This window comes from uncultured Psychrobacter sp., from assembly GCF_947488565.1.
GTDB lineage: Bacteria > Pseudomonadota > Gammaproteobacteria > Pseudomonadales > Moraxellaceae > Psychrobacter > Psychrobacter saeujeotis.
In genome coordinates this window covers 44234-70192 of record NZ_CANKZC010000003.1, presented here as the reverse complement: position 1 = coordinate 70192, position 25959 = coordinate 44234, and the positions used below count along the sequence as shown (strand labels likewise).

Genomic DNA, 25959 nt, shown 5'->3' with positions numbered 1-25959 from the left:
TTTAGTTTTAACGATTGTTCCCTAAACCCCACTTGCCTGCTTCGCAAATAGCCGCATTAATGGCTTAATCTTCCCCACACGGTACATGCCTTCGCTACGTATCTGCTGTACAGGACGCATTTGTGAAAGTGAACCTGCAAATAACCAATTAAGCGCTGAAAAGCTATGCATCATCAAACTATTATGTGGACGACGCAGGCGCTCATAAGTACGTAGGGTTTGATTGGTGCCCCAAAGCGTGCCACCACTACGTGCAAAATCATGGGTTAATTGCTCACTCAACGCCTGCACATCAAGCATACCTAGGTTCAGCCCTTGTCCAGCGAGCGGATGCACACCATGCGCCGCATCTCCTATCAAGACTAAATTATCTGCGACATAACTTTTTGCTTGTTGCGCGGTCAGTGGAAAGCTAGCGATTGATTCAATTTTATGGATAGCGCCCAGCTCGTAATGACAGGCAGCAGCCAGTTTATCAGCGATGTAGCGCGGCTCTTCTTCGAGCAATGCCAATGCTTGATTGCGCGGTAGTGTCCAGACAATCGACTGCCAATGTTGCGGACTGGCTTTATCTTCATCAGTGATATCCGCTAATGGCAACAGAGCCAGCGTGCCGGTCGGTAACATGGCTTGGCGCGCGGTGGCTTGATGGGGTTTGGCAGTTTGAATCGCGCAGCAAATCGCCGTTTGATTATAATCAAGGATGTCAATCTCAATCCCAGCCTGCTTACGCACAAATGAGCCACGACCATCTGCACCAATCAACAGTTGGGCATCGATAGCTGTATCATTATCCAAAGTCACACGGTAGCCTTGCTGTGCTCCTAACCAATCCATTCTCACAACTTTATGTCCAGCGATGACAGTCAGATAGTCACCGACATCTTCCTCAGACAAACGCTGCGATAATGCATGCTCAATAACCGCTGGCTCAACCATACTGCCTAACAGTTCTGGCGTAATGCTCTCACTATCACCAAATAATAGCTCGCCCATACCATTCAGTTGCCATACCTGCATCTGCGAGTAATCCGCCTTGCGTCCAGATAGTGCTATCTTTTGCCAAGCGCCTACGTCTTTTAGCAGCGCAATACTGGCGAGGCTTAGCGCATAAACGCGGGCATCGCGGCGGCGTAGCACTTGCTGCCATGCAGACTTATCTCGGGCAGGACGCGCATCAATTAAGGTCACGGGCATTTTGGCCTGCGCCAGCTTTAGCGCCAGCGTCGCACCGACGATACCGCCGCCGATAATGAGTGTATGGTTGTTTGTCATAAGTTAGCTCTCGATATCAGGACGTGTTAGGGCGTGTCTTCAATTCACTCGATAGTTATCTAAATGGACTAAAAATAGCGCATCACTTTAGTTATGGATATAGTCGTTCTACTATAAAATAAACACAGTGCTACTGGGATGAATTTTATGCAGCCTCTGGAGTGATGAAGTCACACAGCAAGCAAAGAAAACTTATACCAGTAGCACGCTGGCATAGCTGTATTCTTCTTATTTAGGATTAACTATATTACGATTTTAAACCCATCGCATAATTTGCCACCAACGGCTTGATATTGGGCAGCTTATCAAAAGCAATCAAAGCAACATTACGCGCCAGCTTCACTGCTGGATTGGGATGAGTAAAGCCATGAACGACCGCATCGCAGAAGCGAATAACTCGTTTTTGGTCAGTTTGACGTGCTTTTTCATAGCGTTTAAGCAGCGTTGGGTCACCGATATCTGCACCCTTCAGAACTTGCGCACTCATCATTTGCGCCAGTACATGCGCATCACGCATACACAGATTAAATCCTTGGCCGGCCACAGGATGTAAGGTATGAGCAGCATTGCCCATGATGACGCAGCGACCATCTGCCTGCTTATCTGCCAGTACGCGTGTCAGCGGATAGGCACCGCGGCGACCAGCAGCGACGAACTTGCCAGCACGCTCACCAAATGCTTGCTGTAAGGTCGCCAAAAAATGCGCGTCGTCTTCTAGATATTTATCTTCTTCACCTGTTGGACAGACCCAGACCACCGAGCGTCTATAGCCTTGTTGATATTCCTCATTGCCATCACCTGCTGGATCGGTCAATGGCAACACTGCAAGCGGTCCTGCTGGACTAAATCGCTCAATCGCTTTATGCTCATGCGGCTTGTCTGTCTCCACCACACCGACGATAGCGGTTTGCTGATAATCATAGGTCGTCGTATCGATACCTAACAGTTGACGCACGGTAGAGTCCCGCCCATCACAAGCAACCAATACACTCGCTTGCAATTGCTGCTCATGCTCCTCTTCATCGTAATAGCTAAAGCTCAACGTCACACCGTCGCTCTGTTGTTCCACAGCGATGACATTAGCATTATCAATCAGAGTGATAAGCGGTTCTTGCTGGGCAGCCAGTAATAGCTTACGCCCCAGCCAAGCGTTTTCCATCACTTGGCCGAACGACTCTACCTGCTCTTCAGCTTTGTTTAATTGTGCGCGGCCAAAGCTGCCTTGTTCGCTTATCTGTACAGCATCAATACGGCAGGCATGGCTTTGTAGCTCGTCCCACAATCCTATCTCTTGGTAAATCTGTACGGTACGCCGTGACAGGGCGGTGTTGCGACTGTCCAAATAATGACTGCGCGTGCTGTCATCGTTTGGACTAATGGTTGGGTAGCTCATCTTTTCTAGCAAAGTACTGGCGATACCATGATGGGCCAGTAGCAAAGCAAAGGATAACCCTACATGACCGCCGCCTGCGATCAGTACTTGCTGCTCGGTCATGGCCATTTTATTGTTTTTCGTATCGAAAGTCTGATTGCTAATGCTTGATTGCATAGCATTTGTCTGCGCTGAGGTATTTGAATGAGTATCTTGTATCATTATTATTCCTATTGGAACTGATTGGATAGAGCTGTTATACACGTTTACTAAGTATTTTTTACTATTTTATTGACAGTGTTTTAACCGATTTTGAGGCATTTATATAACGACTAGGCCATGTTTTGATAGCTGATAGATTACCACAAATTGCCCAAATCTCTGTGTCCTTTACAGTAAGCTTAAACCGATGTCGTCCATCAACAATTTTTTCATACAACAGAAAACTGATAACCGCTATAGGTGTTGCAATCCCCATACAAAAACTAGGCTATCCGGCCTTAGGTATGGCTTGAAATTTAAAAACTATCAACCATAATAAAGGCAGGATAGTTACTTATCACCCTTTATATATCTAACAATTTTACTGTCATTTTTCTACTACTCAAAATTAATAAGTTTCTACCATTGTTTTATTTATTAAGACCCTAGATTCGCTGATATCTAAGAGCATCATTGGGAACAAATACAAGGATAATCGCTTGACTGATTCTATGAACCGCCGTATAAAGTTTGAATCATTGACGCCAGCGCAGCTCAAAACTGTGCTTGGTGAATATAACAATCACATGAAATACCTACAAGACCGTCTCGATATCAAAATCAGCCAACGTCAAGGCGACTTTTGCCTGAGCGGTGATGTGACTGCTGTTGAGCGCGGTGAACGCATCATCTATAAGCTGGTTGACGAAGCCCAAAACACCAAAGATATCAGTGCAGAAGAGTTGCATCTTATCATTCAGTCTAGTATCTCGCGTGAGCAAGATAGGGAAGATGAACAACAGGAGCAAACTGCTGATAACGAAGACAATATGGATGATTTGGAGTCGGCAAGTGACTTTACCCCCATCAGTCTACGTACTCGTAAAGGCAAAATTATCCCACGCGGTGGCAATCAGCAGCGTTATGTAAAAAACGTGCTCAGCTCGGATGTATCGTTTGGTATTGGCCCTGCCGGTACGGGTAAGACTTATCTTGCGGTAGCCTGCGCTGTCGATATGATAGAGCGTAATGAGATCGAGCGCATTTTGCTGGTCCGTCCAGCGGTAGAAGCTGGGGAGAAGCTAGGCTTTTTACCGGGTGACTTGGCACAAAAGATTGACCCCTACTTGCGCCCTTTGTATGACGCACTATATGAAATGCTTGGCTTTGAAAAAGTTGGCAAAATGATTGAACGTCAAATTATCGAAGTTGCGCCATTGGCTTATATGCGTGGGCGCACGTTAAACAACTCATTTGTGATTTTAGATGAAGCGCAAAACACCACACCTGAGCAAATGAAAATGTTTTTGACACGTTTAGGCTTTGGTTCACGAGCCGTCATTACAGGGGACATCTCGCAGGTCGATCTGCCACGTGGTACTAAATCTGGACTGACGCAAGCGCTAGATATCTTAAGCGGTATTGAAGAGATTCATATCACTAGGTTTGATTCAAAAGATGTGGTGCGCCATCAGTTGGTACAACAAATCGTTGAAGCTTACGATGTGTTTGACAGTGAGCAGTTGATATTGGAAGAAAAACGCAAACAAGAGCGTATTGCTGAGCAAGAGCGCAGACAGGCAATAGCTAACGCAGCATCTAAGCTATAGCAAAGCATCTTTATACAGTGTATGTCTAACTCAAAAGACCGGATTACTAAAAATAGTGATCCGGTCTTTTAATTAACATTAAATAAAATTAGTCTTGATAAGCGTAATATAGTGAGTTCAGTACAAAAACGATACAGTGGGACTGGGATGAATTTTACGCAGCCTCTGTCGGCGCAGGCACAGCACGCAAAGAAAATTTATACCAGTTCCACGTTGACATACAATGTATCTGTTTTATTTAGAATCAACTATACCTCTCCTTAAGGTGAAGCTATGAACCAATCTAACAACGATAATATAAACGTACTAAAGACAAGTGAACTAGACAAGGTTGAGCTTAATGTCAGCGCTATTGATAGTATCGATGAGGGGTTAATCAGTTGTTACTATAGTGAAGATCGTCTATTGCCAATCATGGTTGCAACTTTAAAATATATAGATAAACATATCGAGAACGGACTGACGCTACCCTACTTTACAGATATTAGTCTTGAGACGTGGCAGGATAAAGTCAAAGCGTTAGATATATATATTACTGACAAGATTGAAGGTCGTGAATTGAACCTAGAAGCACGAGGCAAAGATTATGCAACCAACATCCTATCGTACCCAAGTGAGATGCCAGCTAATATTATCGAGCTAATGCCAATGCTGCCACTTGGTGAGCTAATCATATGTCATGACGTCGTGGAGCGCGAAGCGGTAGAGCAACAAAAAACAGTGGAACAGCACATCAGCCATCTACTAATACATGGCTTGCTGCATCTATTGGGTTTTGATCATGAGCTTGGACAGGCCGAACAAGATGAGATGGAAAGGTTTGAGATAGAGATTTTGGCAAGTTTGAACCTACCAAACCCCTATCTACCAAACATTTGATTTTGACGAGGTCAGTTTTTTGACCTAATCAATCTCTTAAAACAATCAGTCCTTGGTCATGGGCAGTTTTTGTGATTGGCCCATCTGGTTAATCATCTGATCCAAGCCTTTAACATGGACACTGCGCTGCGGGAATGGAATCTCGATTTTTTCATCATCCAGCGCATATTTAAACTGCTCAAGCAAATCACACTGCATGGTCCACCAATCTGCATTGGTTGTCCAAACATTTAGCGTCAGATCAACAGAGTTATCACCTAGATTGGTCACTCGTACAATAGGCTCAGGATCAGTAAAGGCCATCGGATTATTTCTGGCCAAGCTTAGCATCACCTCTTTAGCGGTTTTAATGTTGGCATCATAGCCAATACCGACCGTGATATCGACGCGACGATTGGGCAATGCAGTATAATTGATTACAGCTGATGTGGTGATATCGCCATTTGGGATGATGATATCGTGATTGTTTATCGTGGTTAAATGAGTGTTAACCAAAGTAATTTCAGTAACTGTCCCTGTGTAACTGCTAATCTGTACATAGTCACCAGTTACAAACGGCCGAAAAGTCACAATCATAATGCCAGCGGCAAAGTTTGACAACTGATCTTTTAACGACAAACCAATCGCGACCGCAGCACCGCCCAAGATAGCAACGACTGAGGTGGTTTGTACGCCAACTTTGCTCAGTGCGGCTAAGACCACAATGACCAGCAATACGCCGTATATAAGACGACCTAAGAAACTGGCGACAGTATCATCCAAACGACTACGTAGCATGATACGATGAGCAAATGTCACGGCCTTTTTGGCAAGCCAGCGACCTATTACAAATATTAGTATCGCTAAAGCCACTTTAAACATTAAGCTCAATGCATTATTCGTTAATGTTGCAACATCAATAGTAAAACCTAAAAATTCCATACCAACTCTTTATTTTATAGCTTCGTTTGTTTATCAGATTTACGGTCACAATTGGATACCAGTTATCTCTTTAATGACTCTGGTATCTTAACCTGCTTATGCCAATGGTTTGTATTCTGTTTTATCTAACGGTTCTTTAATACCCTATCTGTAAACCCACTGCTCTTCACCTACTTACTCTTAATAGGTAACTTCTACTTTATCACTATAACGATAGGTACGTATTAAACGCAGCTCGACAATATCCTTCATATCTGCGGTAAACTTCCCAAAAGGCGCAGCTTGGCGTACTGATTGCTTGGCGGCTTCATCTAATATCGTTGAGCCTGAACTTTCAAGCAAACGGATGGCTTTGATGTTGCCATCGTTACTAATAATCACCATAAGGCGTACTTCACCTGTGATACCTTGGGCACGCGCCTGAGCCGGATAGTGCAAGTTGCCAACCCGTTCGACATGCTCACGGAAGGTTTCGATATAATCTGCTGCAGCGCCGCGTGTCGTCGAGTTACTATCAATGGTCACCACTTTAGATTTGGTGGCATATATCTGTTGACGCTGAGACAACTGAGCCTCTAAAGTTGCAATCTGCTGCCGTAGTCTCTCTTCTTGCGCCATCATATCATCTTGTGCTTGCTTGCTGTCATTATCTGCTTCTACATCGGCTTTACGCCAACTCAAAGTAGTACGTAGATAGCTTTCTTGATAACGCTGTTGACGTACTTGGCGCTGCAGATTGATAGCATCTTGCGTTTTACTTATCTGCTCTGATGTTAATGGACTCGTTTGAGTGCTTTCTTGTCGCACTTGTTGGCGCACTGAGCCTCCACCTTGCTGTGAAGCATTAGCAATATAATAAGCATCTTCGTTTGGCTGCATATTATCTTTCAAAGCTTTTGCCACATCTTGCATCAACGCAGCAGGATCTTGTCCCATAGAAAAGCTGATACCAAAGATAAGGACAGCATGTGTTAACAACGCAATAACAATAGCAACGGGTAAGCTAAAATCACGCGTCGCAGTTTGCGCAGAAAAATGATAGCTTTGAGAGTCTTTAATATGGGCCACAATCAATCTCAAATTATAAGCGTAAAAATAGCGGTCATCATTTTAGTCTGATTATTCCGCATCATGCAGCTCTCTTATAAGCAATAATTATGCCGACCAATCATGGTATTCGCGCTATCATAACATGGGCAGCAGTTATGTCGCTATACGACACTTTATCATAATCAAAGTGCAAATAAAGCTTGTGACTAAAAGCCTTGCGACCAACTTGTACTTGCCTGACACTCTTCGTTATGTTTTTTAGGTTATTTGCTACAATATAAGGCCTTGCGTTTTTTGGTATGCTATTTTGCTATATACTATTTTCACTCGTCATAGTGCTATCTACGCTATCGATTAGCGTCTGACGATCAATCATCTGGTAAAAACAATCCTACTATAATCATAAGGATAACAAGTTTGAGTAACTTCGATAACTTCGATAATTTCGATGACTTCTCCGATAATCTTGGCTATCAATTCAACGAGTCGTTTAGTGACGGTTGGGAGGGCCTAACCCAAAGTATTAAAAATATTTATAATAAAACTGCTGATAAGCTGGATGATGAACTGGCTTTGCCAGTTGCCCAAAAATACGTCAACGATGCGCTGCAAAAGTTCGTCACGGACAATGTCAAATCTATTTTAGAGTTGAGAGTCGAGTTACACGATGATTGGTTTCGTCTCTACTGTACAGTAAATGCTGCTGGTGTTTATGCTGAAGTGGCTGGTAATTTTAGTTTAGTACATGCCCAACTTGATCGTAATGTGCAGCGTTTTGTGTTTGGCCAGTTGACCTATACAGATGTGCTCAACTTACGCTGTGAATCTTTTTTAAAGCTTCAAGGGGTCAAACTTGCTATCTGGTTTTATCATAGCGTCCTAAAAAAAGACCCTCTAGGCGTAATTTTAACTTATATCAATATCGCCCGTGCTAAAGAAGATATCATTTATCTTGATATAAATCGCTGGCTTAAGAAGAACCAAAAAATCATGAGTACCCTACACAAGGTACAAGTAAATTATGGTGAAGTTGAAGAAGATCAATTGATTCTAAAAGCGCAGATCAATTATCGCGACTTATTGGGCGGAAGTAGTGGCGAAGATATCATTGGTGATGATGATGAACCCGAATTAATGCATGGACCTATCCATCCTGTAGATGACGCAACTGAGCCCAGTACAGAATAACTACGACCTATATTACAGTTTTTATTGAATAATAAAAAACGCTGCCAATCAACAGATCGCAGCGTTTTTTAATGATTTGTTGTTACCTTTAAATGCTGTTGCTTCTCTATTGATTACCAATAGTTTTCTACTGCAATGTTTCCTTCGCCGCGGCGATTCATAACAAAGCCTAATTCTTTCAAGGTCTCTTTGGTATCTTCCACCATTTCTGGATTACCGCACAGCATCACATGGGCGTTATCATTATCTAGCTTTATGCCAGCCCGCTTTTCTAGCTCACCATTTAGTAATAATTGTGGCAAACGTTCGGTAAGCGCGCCTTCCATAGGCTCACGCGTCACAATCGGCACAAAGATTAAGCGGGCAGGATTATCAACTAACGAACCAAAATCAGCTTGTAATTGCTTTATCTGCTCAACGTACGCAAGCTCCTCTTGTGAGCGCGCACTATAGGCTAGGACGATATGCTCGTAGTCTTGCCATGTTTGCAAATCTTGTAGCATCGACAAAAAAGGTGCCAAGCCAGTGCCAGTTGCAAGCAACCATAAATCTTTTGGTAACGGCTGTTGATAGCGAGCCAAAGTTAAAAAGCCAAATGGCATAGTATTGAGGAGTAACTCATCACCCACTTGAAGATGCTGCAACTGTGAGGTAAACGCCCCATCAGGAATCACAATAGAAAAGAACTCCAGCACTTCATCAAATGGCGAAGATACGATAGAGTAAGCGCGGAATATATCCTCGTCCGGTGCGGCGTCAGTTGCTTGGCTTTGCGCCTCACCTTGTTGCTTATAATATTGTAGCTTACTGGGATTGACGCCCAAACGTACAAACTGCCCGGCAGTAAACTTAAAGCTTTCTGGACGCGTTACGGTAAAGCTAAACAGACTGGGTGTCCAAGTGGTCTTACTCAGTACTTTGACGGTTTGGATATTGTCTTCACTCATAATAATTAGTCACTTATATCTTGTTAATTTTTACGTGGTTTATTAAAACGAACAAATAAAAAAGATGCGCCAAGCTTATCATAAACTCAGCACATCTTGGTTTTCTATCAGTAACTGCTACAGCGCAGCTTAAGGTAAGCTTATTAAGCCTCTCTATATAAAGCTTATATTACCAGATACTAGCCATACTCGACCATACAATCATACTATTAGGTAATATACCAAAGAAAATAATCACCGCAGTCACACCGATGACCATGAGTCCACCCATGCGAATGCCCCATTGCCCTGCCACATCAAACTCAATAAACTCTTTTGGACGTTTAAACAGTGTCAGCATGACACGTAAGTAGTAGAACAACCCGATAGCACTACCCAAAATAATCATCGCAGCTAAGAACCAGTTCGTACCCTGAACAGCTGCTAATATGGCAAATAACTTGGTAATAAAGCCAGCCGTCAATGGAATACCAGCCAATGAGAGCATCATAATTGTCATAACAGCTGTCAGTACTGGACGACGCCAAAATAGTCCTTGATAATGTATCAGCTCATCAGCTTCACCAGCCAATCGATAAGGGCTAGACATTAAAGTCACAACACCAAACGCACCGATAGAAGTAAAGGCATAAACGGCCATATACATACTAGTAATACTATCAGCAGCACTACCAATACTAACGATCACAATCAGCACATAACCCATATGAGCAATAGAAGAATACCCTAGTAGACGCTTTAAATTGGTTTGACGTACTGCCAATAAGTTACCGACCAAAATAGACAAGGTTGCCATGACCATAATTAACATCTGTACTGATGGCAATGCCAATAAAGCCGTATCAATCAAAAAGCGGACAGCAAGTGCCATCATAGCCACTTTAGAGACTGAGGCTAGATAAGTCGCTACAGGAGCTGGCGCGCCTTCGTACACATCTGGCGTCCACATATGAAAAGGGGCTGCTGATAGCTTAAAGGCAATACCAAACATCATTAATGCTGTACCCAATATCAGTAATGGCGATTCAAATATATCACCTAATACTAAGCTGATGGGTTTGAAGGCCAGCGAGCCCACTTGAGCATAAATAAAAGCCATCCCCATCAACAAGGTGGCAGAGGCAGTCGCTGACAATACTAAGTACTTAAGCCCCGACTCAAGTGAGCGATTACGTAAAAAAGTATAAGACAGCAGACCATATAGCGGTATCGACAAAAGCTCTAAGCTCATAAAGAATGCAGCCATATGCTGCGCCGATACCATTAAAAGCGCGCCAGTGGTCGACACTAACATTAGCAGATACAGCTCATCTTTATTGTCTTTAAGATTGGCCAAATATGCGTAAGCTAATGTACAACATGCCAGCGCACAGATAAAAATAACGACCATATTAAACTGAGCAAAATTATCGATTACAAATAACTGCTCAGCGTTTGGCAATGCATATCGGCTGTCTATTACCCCGCCTATTTGTGCAAGTAGGATAAACAGACCAACGTTTAGCCCAGTTACAGTAATAGTGCCAGTGATGACATGCGAGCGCTTAATAGTAATCGCGATCATAGCCAATAACGTTGTAACCACTACTGCAATGATTGGTGCATAAGGCATTAGCCCCATCAAATCATTCATCGTAATATCATTCATGACTTAACGTGCCTCCATTGCATCAAGTAACTGTGACGCATCTACTTGAGTGATTTCACTGTAGACATATGCATTATTAATCCACTGCATGGCTTGACTTGATGTATCAAGTATCGGCTGCGGGTACAGGCCAAGCCATACCAATCCAGCCGCCAACATCAGTAGTAATGACAGCTCACGCTTGCCCAAGTCTTTTAATTTACGGGTTGGCAAACCATGTGACTTGGTCTCATGCAACGCCACCTCTTCGATATTATTAATCCCAAACAGTGCGCGGTAAATTAAGATTAATGAATACAAACCAGCCAATACTAAGCTAAAGGTTGCTAGTACCACAAACACTGGATACTGTGCAAATGCACCAAATAAAATCATGAATTCACCGATAAAGTTACCCGTACCAGGAATACCTAGGAGTGCCGCGCAAAAGAACATTAATATCGGAGCATAATAACGAAACTGTCCCCACATACCGCCCATCAAAGTCAGATCGCGAGTATGCAGACGCTCATAAAGCTGCCCTGCCATAATAAATAGCGCAGCCGAGCTAAGCCCGTGCGCAAGCATCTGAATCATTAAGCCTTGCAGACTGAGTAATGTGCCTGCATAAATCGCTAAAACCACAAAGCCCATGTGCGAAATACTGGTATAGGCAAGCAAACGCTTCATATCGGTTTGCATAAAGGCAAGCCATGCCCCGTAAAAGATACCGATCGTACCCAACGTAATCGCAATCGGTGCAAACTCTTGAGACGCTGCAGGAAACAAGGGCAACACAAAACGAATCAGACCATAAGCTGCTGTCTTGATTAGCACCCCTGCCAAATCCACCGAACCTGCTGTTGGTGCCTGCGCGTGAGCATCCGGCAACCAGCCATGAAAAGGAATGATTGGCAACTTGACGGCGAAACCAATAAAGAAGCAAAGCATGATTGGATATTCCCAGCCGCCAAGTGGCGTACCGAGCAAGTCATTATAATTAAAGCTAACCACACCGCGATTGGCATAATTAAAGAGCACTAATAACAAAATACCAATGAGCATGATAAGCCCAGACGCTTGGGTATAAATAAAGAACTTGGTGGCAGCATATTCTTTAGTCTTACCACCAGCGACATCATGACCCCAGATAGCAATCAAGAAATAGATAGGAACCAGCATCATCTCCCAAAAGAAGAAGAAGAGGAACATATCAATCGCTAAGAACACCCCTATAACGCCGCCCAAACTCCATAACAAGTTTAGATGAAAAAACCCAACACGGCGTTGAATCTCATTCCATGAACAAGCAACAGCAGCAACACCAAGCAACCCTGTCAGTGCAATCATCAGGAGCGACATACCGTCCATTGCCAAATGAAAGCTAATACCAAAACTTGGTATCCATGGCACATTATATTCAGCGACCCATGGCACAGCAGATTGCGGCGCTATGACTTGCTTACTCATACCTGAAAAGTCGCCATACTGCCATAATACAAGCGATAACCCAAAGGTCAGCATCATGCCGATCAAAGCAATCCACCGCGGCAGACGCTTGTTTATTCGCTCAACCAACCAGCATAACAACCCTGCAATAAATGGAATTGCAATCAATGCTGGCAGCATCCACGTTTGTTGTAACTCTATCATCTTATACCACCGTCATCATTACCAGCACGAGCAATACAGCCATACCCAAGCCAAAACTTGCCGCATAACCTCGAAGTGACCCTGTTTGCGTTGCAGACATCGCTTTGTTTCCTGCTGATGCCAACATAGGTAATATGTTCCATGTTTTATCAATGGGATCGGCTTTAAATAAGCGACCAATGAATAAAAAGGGTTTTACAAAAATCAAATCGTATAGCGCGTCAAAGCCCATACCGTTATAGCACCAGTAATATAGCGCGCCACCAATACTTGATTGTTTAAAGCGCGTTAACATCCGGCCCTTATCAACCACATATAATAGAGCTGCTAATATCAATCCAGCCAGCATTGCACCCATCGCGATATATTCTGCCGTATGTTTGGCGTGCGCTTGACCTGCAACTTCCAATAAATGCCCTACGCTTTCTGGCAACACACCTTGTAACGGTGGCGTTATGAGTGCGCCCACTGCCGTGGATAGCACTAACAGTACAGTCAGTGGCAACCAATACGACATACCAGATAATTTATGTGCAGGCGTTTTCTCTTCACCAAAAAAGACAATCCAAATCATACGGAAAGTATAGATTGCCGTTAAGAATGCACCAAATACACCCATATAGAATAAGACTTGATGACCAGTAGCATAGCTCTCCCAAAGAATGGCTTCTTTAGAGTAAAAACCTACTGTCACCCAAGGTATGGCCGCAAGCGCACCGCCACCGACGATATAGCACCAAAATACCAATGGTATCTTTTTGCGTAAGCCGCCCATTTTAAAGATATCTTGCTCATGATGGACGGCAAGGATGACTGCACCTGATGATAAGAATAGCAAGGCTTTAAAGAAAGCATGGGTCATCAAATGGAAGATCGCACCTTGCCATGCACCAACGCCTAATGCTAAAAACATATAGCCGATTTGACTCATGGTCGAATACGCTAAGATACGCTTGATATCTGTTTGCACTAATGCGCAGAAACCAGCGACAACCAGAGTCAACGCGCCTACTGCCCCGACCCAATATAAAAGAATACCAGGAGTCAAAATAAATAACGGATGCATACGTGCGATTAGATAAACGCCTGCGGTCACCATGGTCGCCGCGTGAATCAATGCAGATACCGGTGTTGGGCCTGCCATCGCATCGGCAAGCCACGTATGTAGTGGCAACTGCGCAGACTTACCCATCGCACCGCCAACCAACATCATAGTGGTCAACATCATCGTTGGATTATTAAGATCAACCACCTCTGGCGCACGCGTAATAATCTCTTGAATATTGAGCGTACCAAATTCACGAAACAGCAAAAACAGTCCAAATGCTAAAAACACATCACCGACGCGAGTAACGGTAAAAGCTTTCATCGCAGCTCGGCCGTTGGCACGGTCTTCAAAGTAAAAACCAATCAATAGGTATGAGCAAATACCCACACCTTCCCAGCCAAGATAGAGCAGTAATAAATCGTCTGCGAGTACCAGCAATAGCATGCTGGCGACAAATAGGTTCATATAACTAAAAAAACGGGCAAAGCCTTTATCACCTTTCATATACCAAGCGGCAAACAGATGAATCAAAAAGCCAATACCAGTAATAATTCCAGTCATGGTCAATGCTAAACCATCAAAGCTTAGAGCAAAGCTTGGCGCAAAGTCGCCAACTTGAAACCATGTCCATAGCGGTACTTGCACGACTGTACCTGCTGGATTGTCCATTAAAAAAGTATAACTGGCAACCAAGGCACACATTGCGGATAACAGCATGCTCCCAACACCAACGAATGCAGCTGCTTGCTCAGTCAGCTTGTCACGCATAAAGGCCAATATTAAAAAGCCAATGAGCGGAAGTATAAAGGTTAATGGTAATAAACTCATGACATCATCCCTTCATCTCATTAGCGCTATCGACATCGAGATGCCCACGCTTATGGTAAAACTGTAGTAATATTGCCAAACCGATGGCTGCCTCAGCGGCTGCTAATGTCAATACAAAGATAAACATGATCTGTCCGTCTGGATCGACCCAGCGGCTACCTGCCACTACAAATGCTAATGCCGCCGCATTCATCATAATCTCGAGGCTCATTAGCATGAATAAAAAGTTACGACGTACCATGACACCGCATAGTCCAATAGCGAACAATATACCTGCCAAGATGAGTCCATGGCTCATAGGTATCATACCCAGTACACCTTGCGCCTCAGCAGCGGGCTGCACTAAGCCTACTACCTCATGGGCAAACGGGACGGTGGACACATCTTGTGCCACGCTCGCTGCTAATATCATCAGTCGGACTCCTTACGCGTGACTCGCTGTACACCTACATAGTCATATGGATCTACTTCTTTGTATTCGTATGGTTCAGCTATTCTGACAGCTTCATTATCTACATAACTGTCATTACTCTCATGTTCTATGATGTTACCCACACTTGGATGAAAGTTTTGGCGATCGTTACCAGTGATCTCATCATCTACAGACTCTTTGCCCAAATGATAAGCAGCAACTAGGGCTGCCAATAATAGCAGCGCCGCTACCTCAACCAACATGACATACTTAGTAAACAGTGCCGTACCAACCGCTTTGGCAGAAATGGACGTACCGCCAATCATGGCGACCTCATTATGGTTAAGGCCAATCATCGCATACAGCACAACCGCGATAATTACCGTCAATCCAGTTGGTACTGCCCATGTTCCTGCATTGAGCCAACGCTCTTCACGAGCATCATTAGCCATGCCAAGATTGAGCATCATAATCACAAAGACGAAAAGCACCATAATTGCGCCAGCGTATACAACGATCTCAAGCGCCCCAGCAAAGGGCGCACCCAATACAAAAAATATACCGGCTATCGCTAACAATGATACGATCATTGATAAAATAGCATGTACTGGGTTGGCATGAATAACCACACGCAGACTAGCGAAGATAGCGACTGCCGCAAGTGAATAAAAACCTGCTAATTCAGGGTTGTTTAAGATAGTCATCATGGCAACAAGCTCCGAAGATCAATAGGTGCGGCTTCATTTTGTGCAGCCCCTTTTGGCTTATCTGCCACGGCCATACCAGAGACGCGATAGTAGTTATAATCAGGATATTTACCTGGTCCTGAAATAAGTAAATGCTCTTTTTCGTAGACCAAATCCTGACGATTATACTCACCCAACTCAAAATCTGGTGTCATTTGAATTGCAGTCGTTGGACACGCTTCTTCACATAATCCGCAAAAGATGCAACGTGAAAAATTGATTCGAAAGAACTCTGGATACCAGCGCCCATCTTCACGCTCAGCTTTTTGTAGTGAGATACAACCAACCGGACACGCTACTGCACATAAGTTACAAGCAACGCAGCGTTCATCACCATCTGGATCACGAGACAATATAATACGTCCACGAAAACGCGGCGGTACTGGCACAGGCTCTTCAGGATACAGTATGGTATCGCGCGGTCTAATCGCATGGCTATTGACCATCCACATGCTGCGGACAATGGTAAAAATACCAATGACAATCTTTTTTATCGTAGTAAACATGGGATTATTATCCTTATCAGCATTACTTTAAATCTTTACCAAAATTACAATGCCGGAGAAAACATCAATATAACAGCAGCAGTAATCAGCAAATTAATCAAAGTAACTGGCAGACAGACTTTCCAGCCAAAATTCATCACCTGATCATAACGCGGACGCATAAGTGAGCCTCGAGCCAAAACAAATAGGGTCATAAAAAATAGCGTTTTTATCATGAACCAAAAAGCTGGCGGGACAAATGGAATATCTAAATTAAAAGGTGCAAGCCAGCCACCAAAGAACAAACAAGTCATTAGCGCCGAAATGAGTACCACATTGACATATTCACCGATAAAGAACATACCAAACTTCATACCAGAGTATTCGACATGGTAACCTTCGGCGAGCTCTTGCTCGGCTTCTGGCTGATCAAATGGATGTCTATGCGTTACCGCCACTCCAGCGACCACAAAGGTCAAAAAGCCGAAAAACTGTGGAATGATATACCAGCCGTCAATTTGCGATTCGACAATTTCACGTAGGTTAAATGAGCCAGTTAGGGCCACTACGCCCATCAAAGACAAGCCTAAAAACACCTCATAACTGATGGTTTGTGCTGCTGAACGCAGGCCACCAAGCAGTGAGAACTTGTTAGCAGAGGCCCAACCACCGAACATCACCGCGTAGACAGCGATACCTGCCATGGCAAAGAAAAACAAAATGCCAATATCCCAATCAGCAACACCAAGCGTTGGCGAGACCGGGATAATGGCAAATGAGGCCAATGCAGTAAACATAGCGACCGCAGGCGCCAAGGTAAACATAAACTTATCAGTAAATTTTGGTATCCAATCTTCTTTAAAGAAGATTTTGAGCATATCAGCGACCAGCTGCAAAGAGCCAAAAGGCCCGACACGGTTGGGGCCGTAACGATCTTGCCACAGCGCTAACATACGACGCTCGTAGACAATCATAATTGCGGCTACCAAAACGACGACCAAAAAAATCATCAAAGACTGCCCAACCAAAAACAGAGTAGACCAAGTATCAAAGGTCATACTGTCAGCCAAAAAATTTGGTACATCAGGAATAATACGGGTCACTTGCATATTACATCTCCTGTGTAGTGGTCGGAGCTATCGTTGTTTGAGTTGAGCGATTATCATCAAGACCATTACCAGTCTCGCTGTTACGTATCAAAGAATTATCATCAGCCATATTACCTACCATCGTTACTGGCGCATCTACTTTTTGTACCGAAGCTGGCATTGATGGATGGATAATGTTTACTTGTCCGACTGGATAGCCGATACAGCCTTCTGCTAAATAACCAACAAGCTGAACGGGCAAGGTAATTTGTTGCTTATCGATCTCGATAGCTAGGTAATCACCAGTCGCGATATTCCAATCTTTGGCATCGTCAACACTGATACGCCATGCTGCTACAGGTAATTGCTCTGCAACGATTGGACTTCGTGATGCCATCATCGAACTGGCGTAGATATTATAAATAGGTACCAATTTGGCTTGGCCTTGCACTATATCTGTCGTTGTGGTCGAACTTGCTTCTGATGCAATATATTGACGTGTCGGTAGACGCTCTAACATATCAAATAAGCGCACACCTGGATCACCATTTTTGAGATGACCGCCCACTTTATCTTGGTATTTGTTCCATGCTTGCGGAGAATTCCAACCTGGCGCATGAGCAAAAGGAATCATCGAGCTTGGGGTTTGTTTGCCGCTATAACCTTCCATCGAAAAAGTTAAGCTGGTATCCCAGTCTTTTGGCTGCATTGGTTCATGCACAGATATTGGTGCACGCATTGCAGTGCGACCAGAGTAACGACGCGGCTGACGAGCAATCTTAAGACCCGTGATACGATAATCAGCATTAGGTGCTGCGTCCTTAATACCCACAAGCTTAGGATGAGTCGCTACTAGGGCGTTAATTACATCATCTAGCTGTGTCCAGTCAACATCTCGACCTTCCAAGCTGCTATGGACCGCATGCAACCAGCGCCAGCCTTCTTTAATACTGCTCATCGGATGGTAGTAGTTATTATCGTAAACTTGGAAAAAGCGCTGAGCCCGGCCCTCGCTTGACACCAAAGTACCATCCGCTTCAGCAAAGCTTGCCGCTGGCAATACAATATCGACATCTTTATGCCAGTCAAGCAGCTGATGATCTAAAGCAATAACTGTCTTGTCAGCGAGCAACTGTGTTAGTTTGTTGGCATCGATCGCATCAGTCAGCTGATTTTCGGCAACGATAACAACATCAAAATCAGTGGCCAATATTTCTTCTGTAGATTGACCGCCAAGTAGGCAAACACCCATACTATTAGCGTCTGGAACCGCTAAATAAATACCGGCTTGTGCATGATAACTGTCATTTGTCTCTTTTAGCTCAAGACTATTTTCTCTTAGCTCATCGCTGTCAGCAGGCTCACGCTTAATATCATCTTGTGCGTCTTTATCAGTACCAGTATTCGGTTTTTCTGGTTTGGCTTTGAGCTCTTTATCTTCTTCAGGCTGATCGTCCGCTGCCTGTGCCTGAGCGGCGGTAACCTTAGCGTTATGTGCTTCAACTTGTTGTTGCTCGGTTGCTTTGATAGCCACTCGTTTTTGCGTGAGTACCTGAGTAATCTGTGCCGCTGCTTCTATCAGCGCAGTCGATGACAAGCTGCTACCTGAAACGACTAGTGGCTTTTCTGCTTGAATCAAATCATAGGCAATCTGCTGAGCCAGTGCCTGCATACCGTCAGTATCAGCACTGACATCTGTATCTTGTTGCTCAGTCGCTTGTGGATCTTGAATTTGTTTTAAATCATCTGCAAAGTTAGCGATCTCATCGGCAACTTTAAAGCCAAGTTTGATAATATCCTCTGGCGTTGCCACCACACTAACTTTACTGATATCTTCAAGCTTGGTTTGGGTTACATCAATGACATAAACTGGGCTTAGTGCCCCTTGCGCAATACGCTTAACAGGTTCAGCAAGCCAAGCCTGTGTTTTGAGTGCTGCGGCCATCTTTAGACCTTCGTTTTTTGCCGCTTGACGTACTGATAATGCGACGCGCGATGAAGTTTGAGTGATATCCTCACCCAAAACCAATACCGCGTCATGACTTTCAACTTCCGTCAGACTCGGGTTGTAGATACCTTCAGTACTGAGTACTTCGATACATTTATTAATCAGTGCTTGTTGTTGATGATTGAGACCCGTCGAGAAGTTATCGAAACCTACTAAGTTTTTTAGAGCAAAGTTGGTCTCCAAACTGGCACGTGGTGAGCCAATACCAATGACTTTTTTGTCTTTAACGCGCTTGATGGTCTCATCTAAGGCATAGTCAATATTGATTTTGACGTGTTTGTCATTGATACGCTCAAGCGCTTGGGTTGGGCGATCAGAACGGTTGACATAACCATAACCAAAGCGACCGCGATCACATAAGAAGTAACGGTTTACTTCACCGTTATAGCGGTTTTCGATACGGCGTAGCTCGCCATAGCGCTCACCTGGTGAGATATTACAGCCAGCTGAGCAGCCATGACAGATACTTGGCGCATACTGCATGTCCCATTTACGGTTATAGCGCTCAGAATGGGTTTTATCGGTAAATACACCAGTGGGACAAACTTCGGTTAAGTTACCTGAAAACTCACTTTCGAACTGACCATCTTTATCACGGCCAAAGTAAACGCGGTTGTTTGAGCCATAGACGCCCAAATCTTCGCCGCCAGCGTAGTCTTTATAAAAGCGTACACAGCGATAGCACGCGATACAGCGGTTCATTTCATGCGCAATGAACGGCCCAAGCTCTTGGTTATGATGCGTGCGTTTGGTAAAGCGATAGCGACGACTGTTATGACCTGACATATAAGTCATATCTTGCAAATGACAATGCCCGCCTTCCTCACAAGTTGGGCAGTCGTGCGGGTGATTGGTCATGAGTAGCTCAACCATCGACTTACGAAACGCTTTGGCCTCTTCGTCAGTGACTGAAATGTACATATCATCGCATGGCGCAACCATACACGACATCACAAGACGACCTTTACCTGCCTCCATATCTTCTTTATTTTGATACTGTTTGACAGCGCACTGACGACATGAGCCCACTGAACCTAAGGCTGGATGATAACAAAAGTATGGCACATCAATGCCGAGTGACAAGCAGGCTTGTAGCAAGTTGTCGCTGCTATCTACTTCGACAGTGGTCCCATCAATATGTATGACTGCCATGCCGTTCTCCTTATTTCACTACTGGCTGTTGATGAGCTGCTGCTTCAATAACATCTACACCAACCGCCTGTGCGATTTTTTGATCAAACTCAGGTCGGAAATATTTAATCGCACTCATCAGTGGTTCCATCGCACCTGGCGCATGGGCACAGAAAGTTTTACCAATCCATAAGTCACGTGTTAAGCCCTCTAGTTTTTCCACATCGCCCACCTGTCCTTCACCATCGTTGATAGCAGTGAGTAGCTTAACGCCCCATGGCAGACCATCACGACATGGCGTACACCAGCCGCAAGATTCGCGCTGAAAGAAAATCTCAAGGTTACGCAGCAGTGGCACCATATCTTGTGCTTCATCGACCACCATGATCAGTCCAGTACCCATGCGGCTACCGGCTTCTTGAATGGTGTCAAAATCTACTACCACATCTAAGTGATCAGCCGTTAAAAAGTCAGTCGATGCCCCACCTGGCAACCAAGCTTTTAGGGTTTTGCCCTCGATCATACCACCAGCCAAATCTTCGATAATCTCACGAGCGGTATACCCAAATGGTAGCTCCCATAAGCCTGGATCGTTGACCAAGCCTGAGCAGCCAAATATTTTTGTACCAGGGGTTTTACTTTTGCCTTTAATTTCAGACAACGACTGATACCAGTCTACGCCATGGTTTAAAATAGCTGGCATATTACTTAACGTCTCGACGTTATTGACCACTGTTGGTCTACCCCACGCGCCAGAGATTTGCGGAAAAGGCGGCTTGGTACGTGGATTGGCTCGGCGGCCTTCTAAACAATTGATAAGCGCGGTTTCTTCACCGCAGATATAGCGTCCAGCGCCTGTGTGCACATGTAAATGAAAACTAAAATCTGAGCCTAAGATGTTGTCGCCCATCAGGTTATTGGCTAAACACTCTTCAATAGCTGCAACCAAACGCTCAGCTGCCAAAATATACTCACCGCGGATAAAGATATAGCCGTCGGTTGCGCCAATAGCGTGCGCAGTGATAAGCATGCCTTCGATAAGCTGAAATGGCAGACGTTCCATTAACAAGCGGTCTTTGAAGGTACCTGGCTCCATCTCATCAGCATTACAGATAAGATAGCGCGGCAAACCATCTGGCGGTGACATAAATGACCATTTTAGGCCAGCATTAAAACCTGCACCGCCGCGGCCTCTAACATTGGCCGCCTTAATCATATCTTCAACAGCTTTAGGGTCTTTGTCTAAAGCTTGTTTTAGGCCAGTAAAGCCTTCTAAAGACTGATACGTCGTCAAATCTAATACGGCATCGTGATGAGCTAAGCGCCATGTCAGCGGCTTAGTTTTGCTATTGGCTGTGGCTTTGTCACCATAAATTGGCACACGCTGATCATTAAGCTGGCTTGGTGCTTTGCCTTGACGACGGCGAGCGATCTGCTCTGACAGTGTTAATCTCATGCGTATAGCTCCAATAACTGTGCGACCTCGGAGGGCTGAATAGGACCATAAGTGTCTTCATCAATCAGTACAGCTGGCCCTTTATCGCAATTACCCAAACAACAGATTGGTAGTAAAGTAAAACGGCCATCGGGTGTGGTCTGTCCATATTCGATACCAAGCTGTAATCTAAGTTCAGCTGATAGCGCTTCATAGCCAGTTAAGTAGCAGGCAACAGAATCACAAATTAAGATGACATGGCGACCAACAGGCTGACGATAAATACGATTAAAGAAAGTGGCAACCCCATCCATATCTGTCACTGGTATGTCTAGAATATTGGCGATTGCATTTACTTGCGCGTCATCTACCCAACCGTTACGCTTTTGTACGATCTTCAATGCGTCTAGTGAGGCTGCGCGAGCATGTGGGTAATGGTGCATAAATTCATGTATCGCTGCAATCTCCTCGGTAGTGAGAATGCTTGCCACGTCTACTTTTGGCATTTTGTCGGAAACAATTTTCATAGTCTTCTATCTTTCCTTAATCATCACGCTTTACCACACTACAAGGATATTTTACTGCGATTGGCGTTATTTTAAGACGTTACCAAACTTAGCATACCACTTGGCAATAACGCATTGATTAATTTAACTTTCTCAATATTTAGCGATCGCAATCTGCCATTACAATGTCAATTGATGCCAGATACATAATGGCATCAGATACCAGTGAGCCGTTGATCACAGAAGGCATTTGCTGTAAATGGGCAAATGTTGGGGTACGAATACGGGTTCGATAGCTCATTGTTGCTTTGTCAGACGTTATGTAATAACTGTTCAGACCTTTGGTAGCCTCCACTATCGTTGTACACTCACCCGCCGGCATCACAGGACCCCAAGATACCGATATAAAGTGATTAATCAGTGTTTCAATATCATTCAATGTACGGTCTTTTGGCGGTGGTACGGCCAGTGGATGATCAGCTTTATAAGGCCCTTGCGGCATATGATCCATACACTGACGAATAATACGTAACGACTGCCGCATCTCTTCGACTTTGATCATACAACGGTCATAAGCATCGCCGTTGTAACCAATAGGTACTTCAAAATCAAAGTTCTCATAACCCATATAAGGACGCGCTTTTCGTAGGTCAAAGTCTACACCTGTCGCACGGAGACCAGCCCCAGTAACGCCCCAAGCCAATGCTTGCTTGGCGTTATACTGCGCAACGCCTTGCGTTCGACCTTTTAGTACACTGTTTTGTAGGGCTGCTTTGACATATTCGTCCAGACGCTTTGGCATCCAATCTAAAAACTCACGAACCAGACGTTGCCAGCCGCGCGGTAGATCGGCAGCTGTACCTCCGATACGGAACCACGCTGGATGCATACGATAGCCCGTTACTGCTTCGATGACGTCATACGCTTTTTGGCGATCAGTAAACATATAAAACACAGGGGTCATACCGCCTGCATCCTGAATAAAAGTACCGACAAACAGCAGATTATTAGTAATGCGAAAAAACTCACTCATCATCACGCGAATAGTCTGCGCCCGATCTGGTACAGTAATACCCGCAAGCTTTTCAACCGACATAATGTACGGTAACTCATTCATCACCCCACCAAGATAATCAATACGATCGGTGTAAGGGATAAATGAATGCCACGTTTGGCGCTCTGCCATCTTTTCAGCGCCGCGGTGGTGATAACCGATATCAGGAATACAATCGACCACCTCTTCACCATCGAGCTGCAATACAAGTCTGAACGCACCGTGAGCAGAGGGATGATTGGGACCGATATTTAGGAACATAAAGTCTTCATCACGCCCTGAGCGTTTCATGCCCCATTCTTCTGGTACAAAACGCAGGTTTTCTTGTTCATACTGCTGTTTGGCAGTGTTTAAGAAGTACGGCGTAAATTCGGTCGCACGTGCATGGTACTCTTTACGCAGTGGATGGCCTTCCCAGTATTTAGGCAACAAGATACGAGTCAGATGTGGATGACCACTAAAAACAATGCCAAACATATCCCACACTTCGCGCTCATACCAGTTGGCATTCGGCCAAATATTAGTGGCGCTCGGTAAACTTAAATCCTCTTCGCTCAGAGCAACCTTAATACGTATGTCACTATTACGTTCAAGCGACATGAGATGATAAAATACGGTAAAGTCACTATCAGGTAATCCCGCCCGATGCTGACGTAGACGCTCATCTATCGCTGATAAGTCAAATAACATGACATAAGGCTTTGGCAATTTACGTAAGAATAAAAGTACATCAAGCAAATCGGCACGCGCCACCCAAACCGTTGGAATATCATCAACAGTCTGCTGCACGACAAACTTACCTGCATAATTGTGCCCCAGCTCTCTAATAACTGCGGGTACAGGCTTTATCTTAGAATCTTTGTTTTCGACTACCGTGACCATGAATGATACATTCCTTCATTAATCATAACTAAACGATGTTAATCATAATCAAACTATGATAAGCGTATGCGCACTTCGCATTTTTACGAGTTATTTACGACCGACCAAACCAATACATGCTATAAAAGCTGGCTAAATATAAGCAGTACTAAATACTATCTGGACTACGCAAGTTTTTTACAGCGATGCGATCGGCCTGTTTACGGTCGCGTTCAGGGGTCATTTGTGGCTGATAGATACCCTGATCATTAACGTGAACCCCTAGCGGACGCCGCTCATGAGTAATAGACTCTTGCAATAGCATAAGACCTTGTATCAATGCCTCTGGACGCGGCGGGCAACCTGGAACATAAACATCAACAGGGATAATTTTATCGACACCTTGTACTACTGAATAGATATCATACATACCGCCAGAGTTGGCACATGCTCCCATTGAAATAACCCATTTTGGTTCAAGCATCTGCTCGTAGAGACGTTGAATGACGGGTGCCATCTTAATAAAACAAGTACCTGCAACGATCATCACATCTGCTTGTCGAGGCGAGGCACGAATAACCTCTGCGCCGAAGCGTGATAGATCATGAACCGCAGTAAGTGTTGTTGCATATTCGACATAACAGCAAGAAGTACCAAAGTTAAATGGCCATAATGAGTGCTTACGCCCCCAGTTTGCTGTTGAATGAACCAGATCTTCTAGGCGACCCATAAAGACATTTTTATTGACTTCATCTTCGATAGGGTCATTGACCGTTTGGCGAGACTGTGCAGGATAGGTATCTGCATCAGGGTTGGCTTTTGTTAATGTGTATTTCATAACATACAACCTTTATATTAAGCAAAGCTGGCTAATCAACTTACCATCACTATTGCTATAAACAGTTAACGTTTATTTTTCTCTTGCTGAGCAGCTGCTGCAAAATCTACAGACGTAATATTACCTGTAGTATTGATATGGTCTATGCTTTGTAGATGGCGACGATTGGTTTCAATGTTGTTTGAAACATTGACTTGTCCTGAAGATTGCGCAGGTATTTTACCGGTAGGGTCTACCATCAGCTCATGAGTACCATTGAACTTGGTAATATCAGCAAGATTAAAGCCTGCTGGTGCAGCGTAAAGACGCTCTTTTTTACGGCGTCTATCGGCAGGTGCCCAATTCATCGCACCCAAACTCAGCTCGTATACCAAACCGATGATTAAAATACCAATAAACACAGCTGCCGCCGCAAACCCAAGCCAACTGGCTTCACGAACTGAGACCGCATAAGCATACAAATACAATGCCTCTAAATCAAAGATAACAAAGAAGATAGCCACCAAATAGAATTGGGCAGACAAACGAATACGGGCATTGCCAGATCCGACAACGCCCGCTTCAAACACTTCTTCTTTTTGTAAACCCTGAGAGCGACCGCCAAGTAAACGCGGCACGACCAGCATAAAAACGACTAGTCCTATAGCGGCTAGAATAAAGGCGACTGCTGACCAATTAAAAGCAGACATGATAATACGTGCTCCTCACCCAATCTAGTGTCATAAATAACGCAAACCATTGTTCTACAAAGAATAATAGCATAGCATTACCTGACGCAGACGAAAACACAAAGACT

At 44.3% G+C, this 25959-nt stretch carries 21 protein-coding genes; 3 read left to right on the top strand and 18 right to left on the bottom strand.

Features of this window, described 5'->3' with window-relative positions:
• Positions 1–21: 21 nt before the first annotated feature.
• Positions 22–1275, bottom strand: a complete 1254-nt coding sequence (locus Q0890_RS07445; RefSeq protein ID WP_299219121.1) for an FAD-dependent oxidoreductase — start codon at positions 1273–1275, stop codon at positions 22–24.
• A 247-nt stretch (positions 1276–1522) separates the two neighbouring features.
• Positions 1523–2776, bottom strand: a complete 1254-nt coding sequence (locus Q0890_RS07440; RefSeq protein WP_299219849.1) for a UbiH/UbiF/VisC/COQ6 family ubiquinone biosynthesis hydroxylase — start codon at positions 2774–2776, stop codon at positions 1523–1525.
• Between the two features lie 584 nt (positions 2777–3360).
• On the opposite strand from Q0890_RS07440, the gene Q0890_RS07435 reads away from it, so the two are divergent.
• Together Q0890_RS07435 and ybeY are read left to right on the top strand one after the other, a co-directional pair.
• Entirely contained in the window at positions 3361–4458 is a 1098-nt protein-coding gene (locus Q0890_RS07435; RefSeq protein WP_299219846.1) for a PhoH family protein, read from the top strand.
• Between the two features lie 273 nt (positions 4459–4731).
• Positions 4732–5337 carry an rRNA maturation RNase YbeY gene (gene ybeY / locus Q0890_RS07430; protein ID WP_299219119.1) on the top strand — a complete coding sequence of 202 codons (606 nt, stop codon included), beginning with the start codon at positions 4732–4734 and terminating at the stop codon, positions 5335–5337.
• Positions 5338–5382: 45 nt separating this feature from the next.
• Here the strand turns inward: ybeY and Q0890_RS07425 are convergent, their stop codons facing one another.
• Complete coding sequence (locus Q0890_RS07425; protein WP_299219117.1) at positions 5383–6258, bottom strand: mechanosensitive ion channel domain-containing protein; 876 nt, start codon at positions 6256–6258, stop codon at positions 5383–5385.
• Between the two features lie 180 nt (positions 6259–6438).
• Positions 6439–7326, bottom strand: coding sequence for an energy transducer TonB (locus Q0890_RS07420; protein ID WP_299219115.1), 888 nt, complete (start codon positions 7324–7326; stop codon positions 6439–6441).
• 399 nt (positions 7327–7725) lie between these two features.
• Here Q0890_RS07420 and Q0890_RS07415 point away from each other — a divergent pair, with 399 nt between their 5' ends.
• The gene (locus tag Q0890_RS07415; protein ID WP_299219113.1) at positions 7726–8496 is read left to right on the top strand and encodes a hypothetical protein; all 771 of its coding nucleotides are present in this window, start codon (positions 7726–7728) and stop codon (positions 8494–8496) included.
• Between the two features lie 113 nt (positions 8497–8609).
• On the opposite strand, the gene Q0890_RS07410 is transcribed toward Q0890_RS07415, so the two are convergent.
• The 14 genes from Q0890_RS07410 to ndhC form a co-directional block, all read right to left on the bottom strand.
• The gene (locus Q0890_RS07410) at positions 8610–9443 is read right to left on the bottom strand and encodes a ferredoxin--NADP reductase (RefSeq protein ID WP_299219112.1); all 834 of its coding nucleotides are present in this window, start codon (positions 9441–9443) and stop codon (positions 8610–8612) included.
• A gap of 169 nt (positions 9444–9612) precedes the next feature.
• Positions 9613–11091 (bottom strand): NADH-quinone oxidoreductase subunit N, encoded by a 1479-nt coding sequence (locus tag Q0890_RS07405; RefSeq protein ID WP_299219110.1) that lies wholly within the window; start codon positions 11089–11091, stop codon positions 9613–9615.
• Positions 11092–11094: 3 nt separating this feature from the next.
• On the bottom strand, positions 11095–12723 hold the full coding sequence (nuoM, locus tag Q0890_RS07400; protein WP_299219108.1) for an NADH-quinone oxidoreductase subunit M: 1629 nt from the start codon (positions 12721–12723) through the stop codon (positions 11095–11097).
• Between the two features lies 1 nt (position 12724).
• The gene (gene nuoL / locus Q0890_RS07395) at positions 12725–14599 is read right to left on the bottom strand and encodes an NADH-quinone oxidoreductase subunit L (protein ID WP_299219106.1); all 1875 of its coding nucleotides are present in this window, start codon (positions 14597–14599) and stop codon (positions 12725–12727) included.
• Positions 14600–14603: 4 nt separating this feature from the next.
• The gene (gene nuoK / locus Q0890_RS07390) at positions 14604–14912 is read right to left on the bottom strand and encodes an NADH-quinone oxidoreductase subunit NuoK (RefSeq protein WP_299219844.1); all 309 of its coding nucleotides are present in this window, start codon (positions 14910–14912) and stop codon (positions 14604–14606) included.
• 98 nt (positions 14913–15010) lie between these two features.
• Positions 15011–15718 carry an NADH-quinone oxidoreductase subunit J gene (gene nuoJ, locus Q0890_RS07385; protein ID WP_299219104.1) on the bottom strand — a complete coding sequence of 236 codons (708 nt, stop codon included), beginning with the start codon at positions 15716–15718 and terminating at the stop codon, positions 15011–15013.
• The gene (gene nuoI / locus Q0890_RS07380) at positions 15715–16263 is read right to left on the bottom strand and encodes an NADH-quinone oxidoreductase subunit NuoI (RefSeq protein WP_299219102.1); all 549 of its coding nucleotides are present in this window, start codon (positions 16261–16263) and stop codon (positions 15715–15717) included. Before nuoI ends, nuoJ begins: the two co-directional genes overlap by 4 nt.
• A 44-nt stretch (positions 16264–16307) precedes the next feature.
• Positions 16308–17300, bottom strand: a complete 993-nt coding sequence (gene nuoH, locus Q0890_RS07375; protein WP_299219841.1) for an NADH-quinone oxidoreductase subunit NuoH — start codon at positions 17298–17300, stop codon at positions 16308–16310.
• 52 nt (positions 17301–17352) lie between these two features.
• The gene (gene nuoG / locus Q0890_RS07370; protein ID WP_299219100.1) at positions 17353–20490 is read right to left on the bottom strand and encodes an NADH-quinone oxidoreductase subunit NuoG; all 3138 of its coding nucleotides are present in this window, start codon (positions 20488–20490) and stop codon (positions 17353–17355) included.
• A 10-nt stretch (positions 20491–20500) separates the two neighbouring features.
• On the bottom strand, positions 20501–21925 hold the full coding sequence (gene nuoF, locus Q0890_RS07365; RefSeq protein ID WP_299219098.1) for an NADH-quinone oxidoreductase subunit NuoF: 1425 nt from the start codon (positions 21923–21925) through the stop codon (positions 20501–20503).
• Positions 21922–22431: an NADH-quinone oxidoreductase subunit NuoE gene (nuoE, locus tag Q0890_RS07360; RefSeq protein WP_299219096.1), complete on the bottom strand. Its 510-nt coding sequence runs from the start codon at positions 22429–22431 to the stop codon at positions 21922–21924. Before nuoE ends, nuoF begins: the two co-directional genes overlap by 4 nt.
• Before the next feature lie 139 nt (positions 22432–22570).
• The gene (gene nuoC, locus Q0890_RS07355; protein ID WP_299219094.1) at positions 22571–24346 is read right to left on the bottom strand and encodes an NADH-quinone oxidoreductase subunit C/D; all 1776 of its coding nucleotides are present in this window, start codon (positions 24344–24346) and stop codon (positions 22571–22573) included.
• 148 nt (positions 24347–24494) lie between these two features.
• Positions 24495–25163, bottom strand: coding sequence for an NADH-quinone oxidoreductase subunit B family protein (locus Q0890_RS07350; protein WP_299219093.1), 669 nt, complete (start codon positions 25161–25163; stop codon positions 24495–24497).
• 65 nt (positions 25164–25228) lie between these two features.
• Entirely contained in the window at positions 25229–25852 is a 624-nt protein-coding gene (gene ndhC / locus Q0890_RS07345; protein ID WP_299219091.1) for an NADH-quinone oxidoreductase subunit A, read from the bottom strand.
• Between the last annotated feature and the right edge of the window lie 107 nt (positions 25853–25959).

Excerpts from the sequence above, each read along its gene's own strand:
- nuoJ (WP_299219104.1), bottom strand. The coding sequence starts at position 15,718 with ATGATGACTATCTTAAACAACCCTGAATTAGCAGGTTTTTATTCACTT.
- Q0890_RS07440 (WP_299219849.1), bottom strand. The coding sequence starts at position 2,776 with ATGGCCATGACCGAGCAGCAAGTACTGATCGCAGGCGGCGGTCATGTA.
- Q0890_RS07405 (WP_299219110.1), bottom strand. The coding sequence starts at position 11,091 with ATGAATGATATTACGATGAATGATTTGATGGGGCTAATGCCTTATGCA.
- Q0890_RS07435 (WP_299219846.1), top strand. The coding sequence starts at position 3,361 with ATGAACCGCCGTATAAAGTTTGAATCATTGACGCCAGCGCAGCTCAAA.
- nuoH (WP_299219841.1), bottom strand. The coding sequence starts at position 17,300 with ATGACCTTTGATACTTGGTCTACTCTGTTTTTGGTTGGGCAGTCTTTG.
- Q0890_RS07350 (WP_299219093.1), bottom strand. The coding sequence starts at position 25,163 with ATGAAATACACATTAACAAAAGCCAACCCTGATGCAGATACCTATCCT.
- Q0890_RS07445 (WP_299219121.1), bottom strand. The coding sequence starts at position 1,275 with ATGACAAACAACCATACACTCATTATCGGCGGCGGTATCGTCGGTGCG.
- Q0890_RS07410 (WP_299219112.1), bottom strand. The coding sequence starts at position 9,443 with ATGAGTGAAGACAATATCCAAACCGTCAAAGTACTGAGTAAGACCACT.
- nuoL (WP_299219106.1), bottom strand. The coding sequence starts at position 14,599 with ATGAGTTTATTACCATTAACCTTTATACTTCCGCTCATTGGCTTTTTA.
- nuoI (WP_299219102.1), bottom strand. The coding sequence starts at position 16,263 with ATGTTTACTACGATAAAAAAGATTGTCATTGGTATTTTTACCATTGTC.
- nuoM (WP_299219108.1), bottom strand. The coding sequence starts at position 12,723 with ATGATAGAGTTACAACAAACGTGGATGCTGCCAGCATTGATTGCAATT.
- nuoG (WP_299219100.1), bottom strand. The coding sequence starts at position 20,490 with ATGGCAGTCATACATATTGATGGGACCACTGTCGAAGTAGATAGCAGC.
- ybeY (WP_299219119.1), top strand. The coding sequence starts at position 4,732 with ATGAACCAATCTAACAACGATAATATAAACGTACTAAAGACAAGTGAA.
- Q0890_RS07425 (WP_299219117.1), bottom strand. The coding sequence starts at position 6,258 with ATGGAATTTTTAGGTTTTACTATTGATGTTGCAACATTAACGAATAAT.
- nuoE (WP_299219096.1), bottom strand. The coding sequence starts at position 22,431 with ATGAAAATTGTTTCCGACAAAATGCCAAAAGTAGACGTGGCAAGCATT.
- nuoC (WP_299219094.1), bottom strand. The coding sequence starts at position 24,346 with ATGGTCACGGTAGTCGAAAACAAAGATTCTAAGATAAAGCCTGTACCC.
- ndhC (WP_299219091.1), bottom strand. The coding sequence starts at position 25,852 with ATGTCTGCTTTTAATTGGTCAGCAGTCGCCTTTATTCTAGCCGCTATA.
- nuoF (WP_299219098.1), bottom strand. The coding sequence starts at position 21,925 with ATGAGATTAACACTGTCAGAGCAGATCGCTCGCCGTCGTCAAGGCAAA.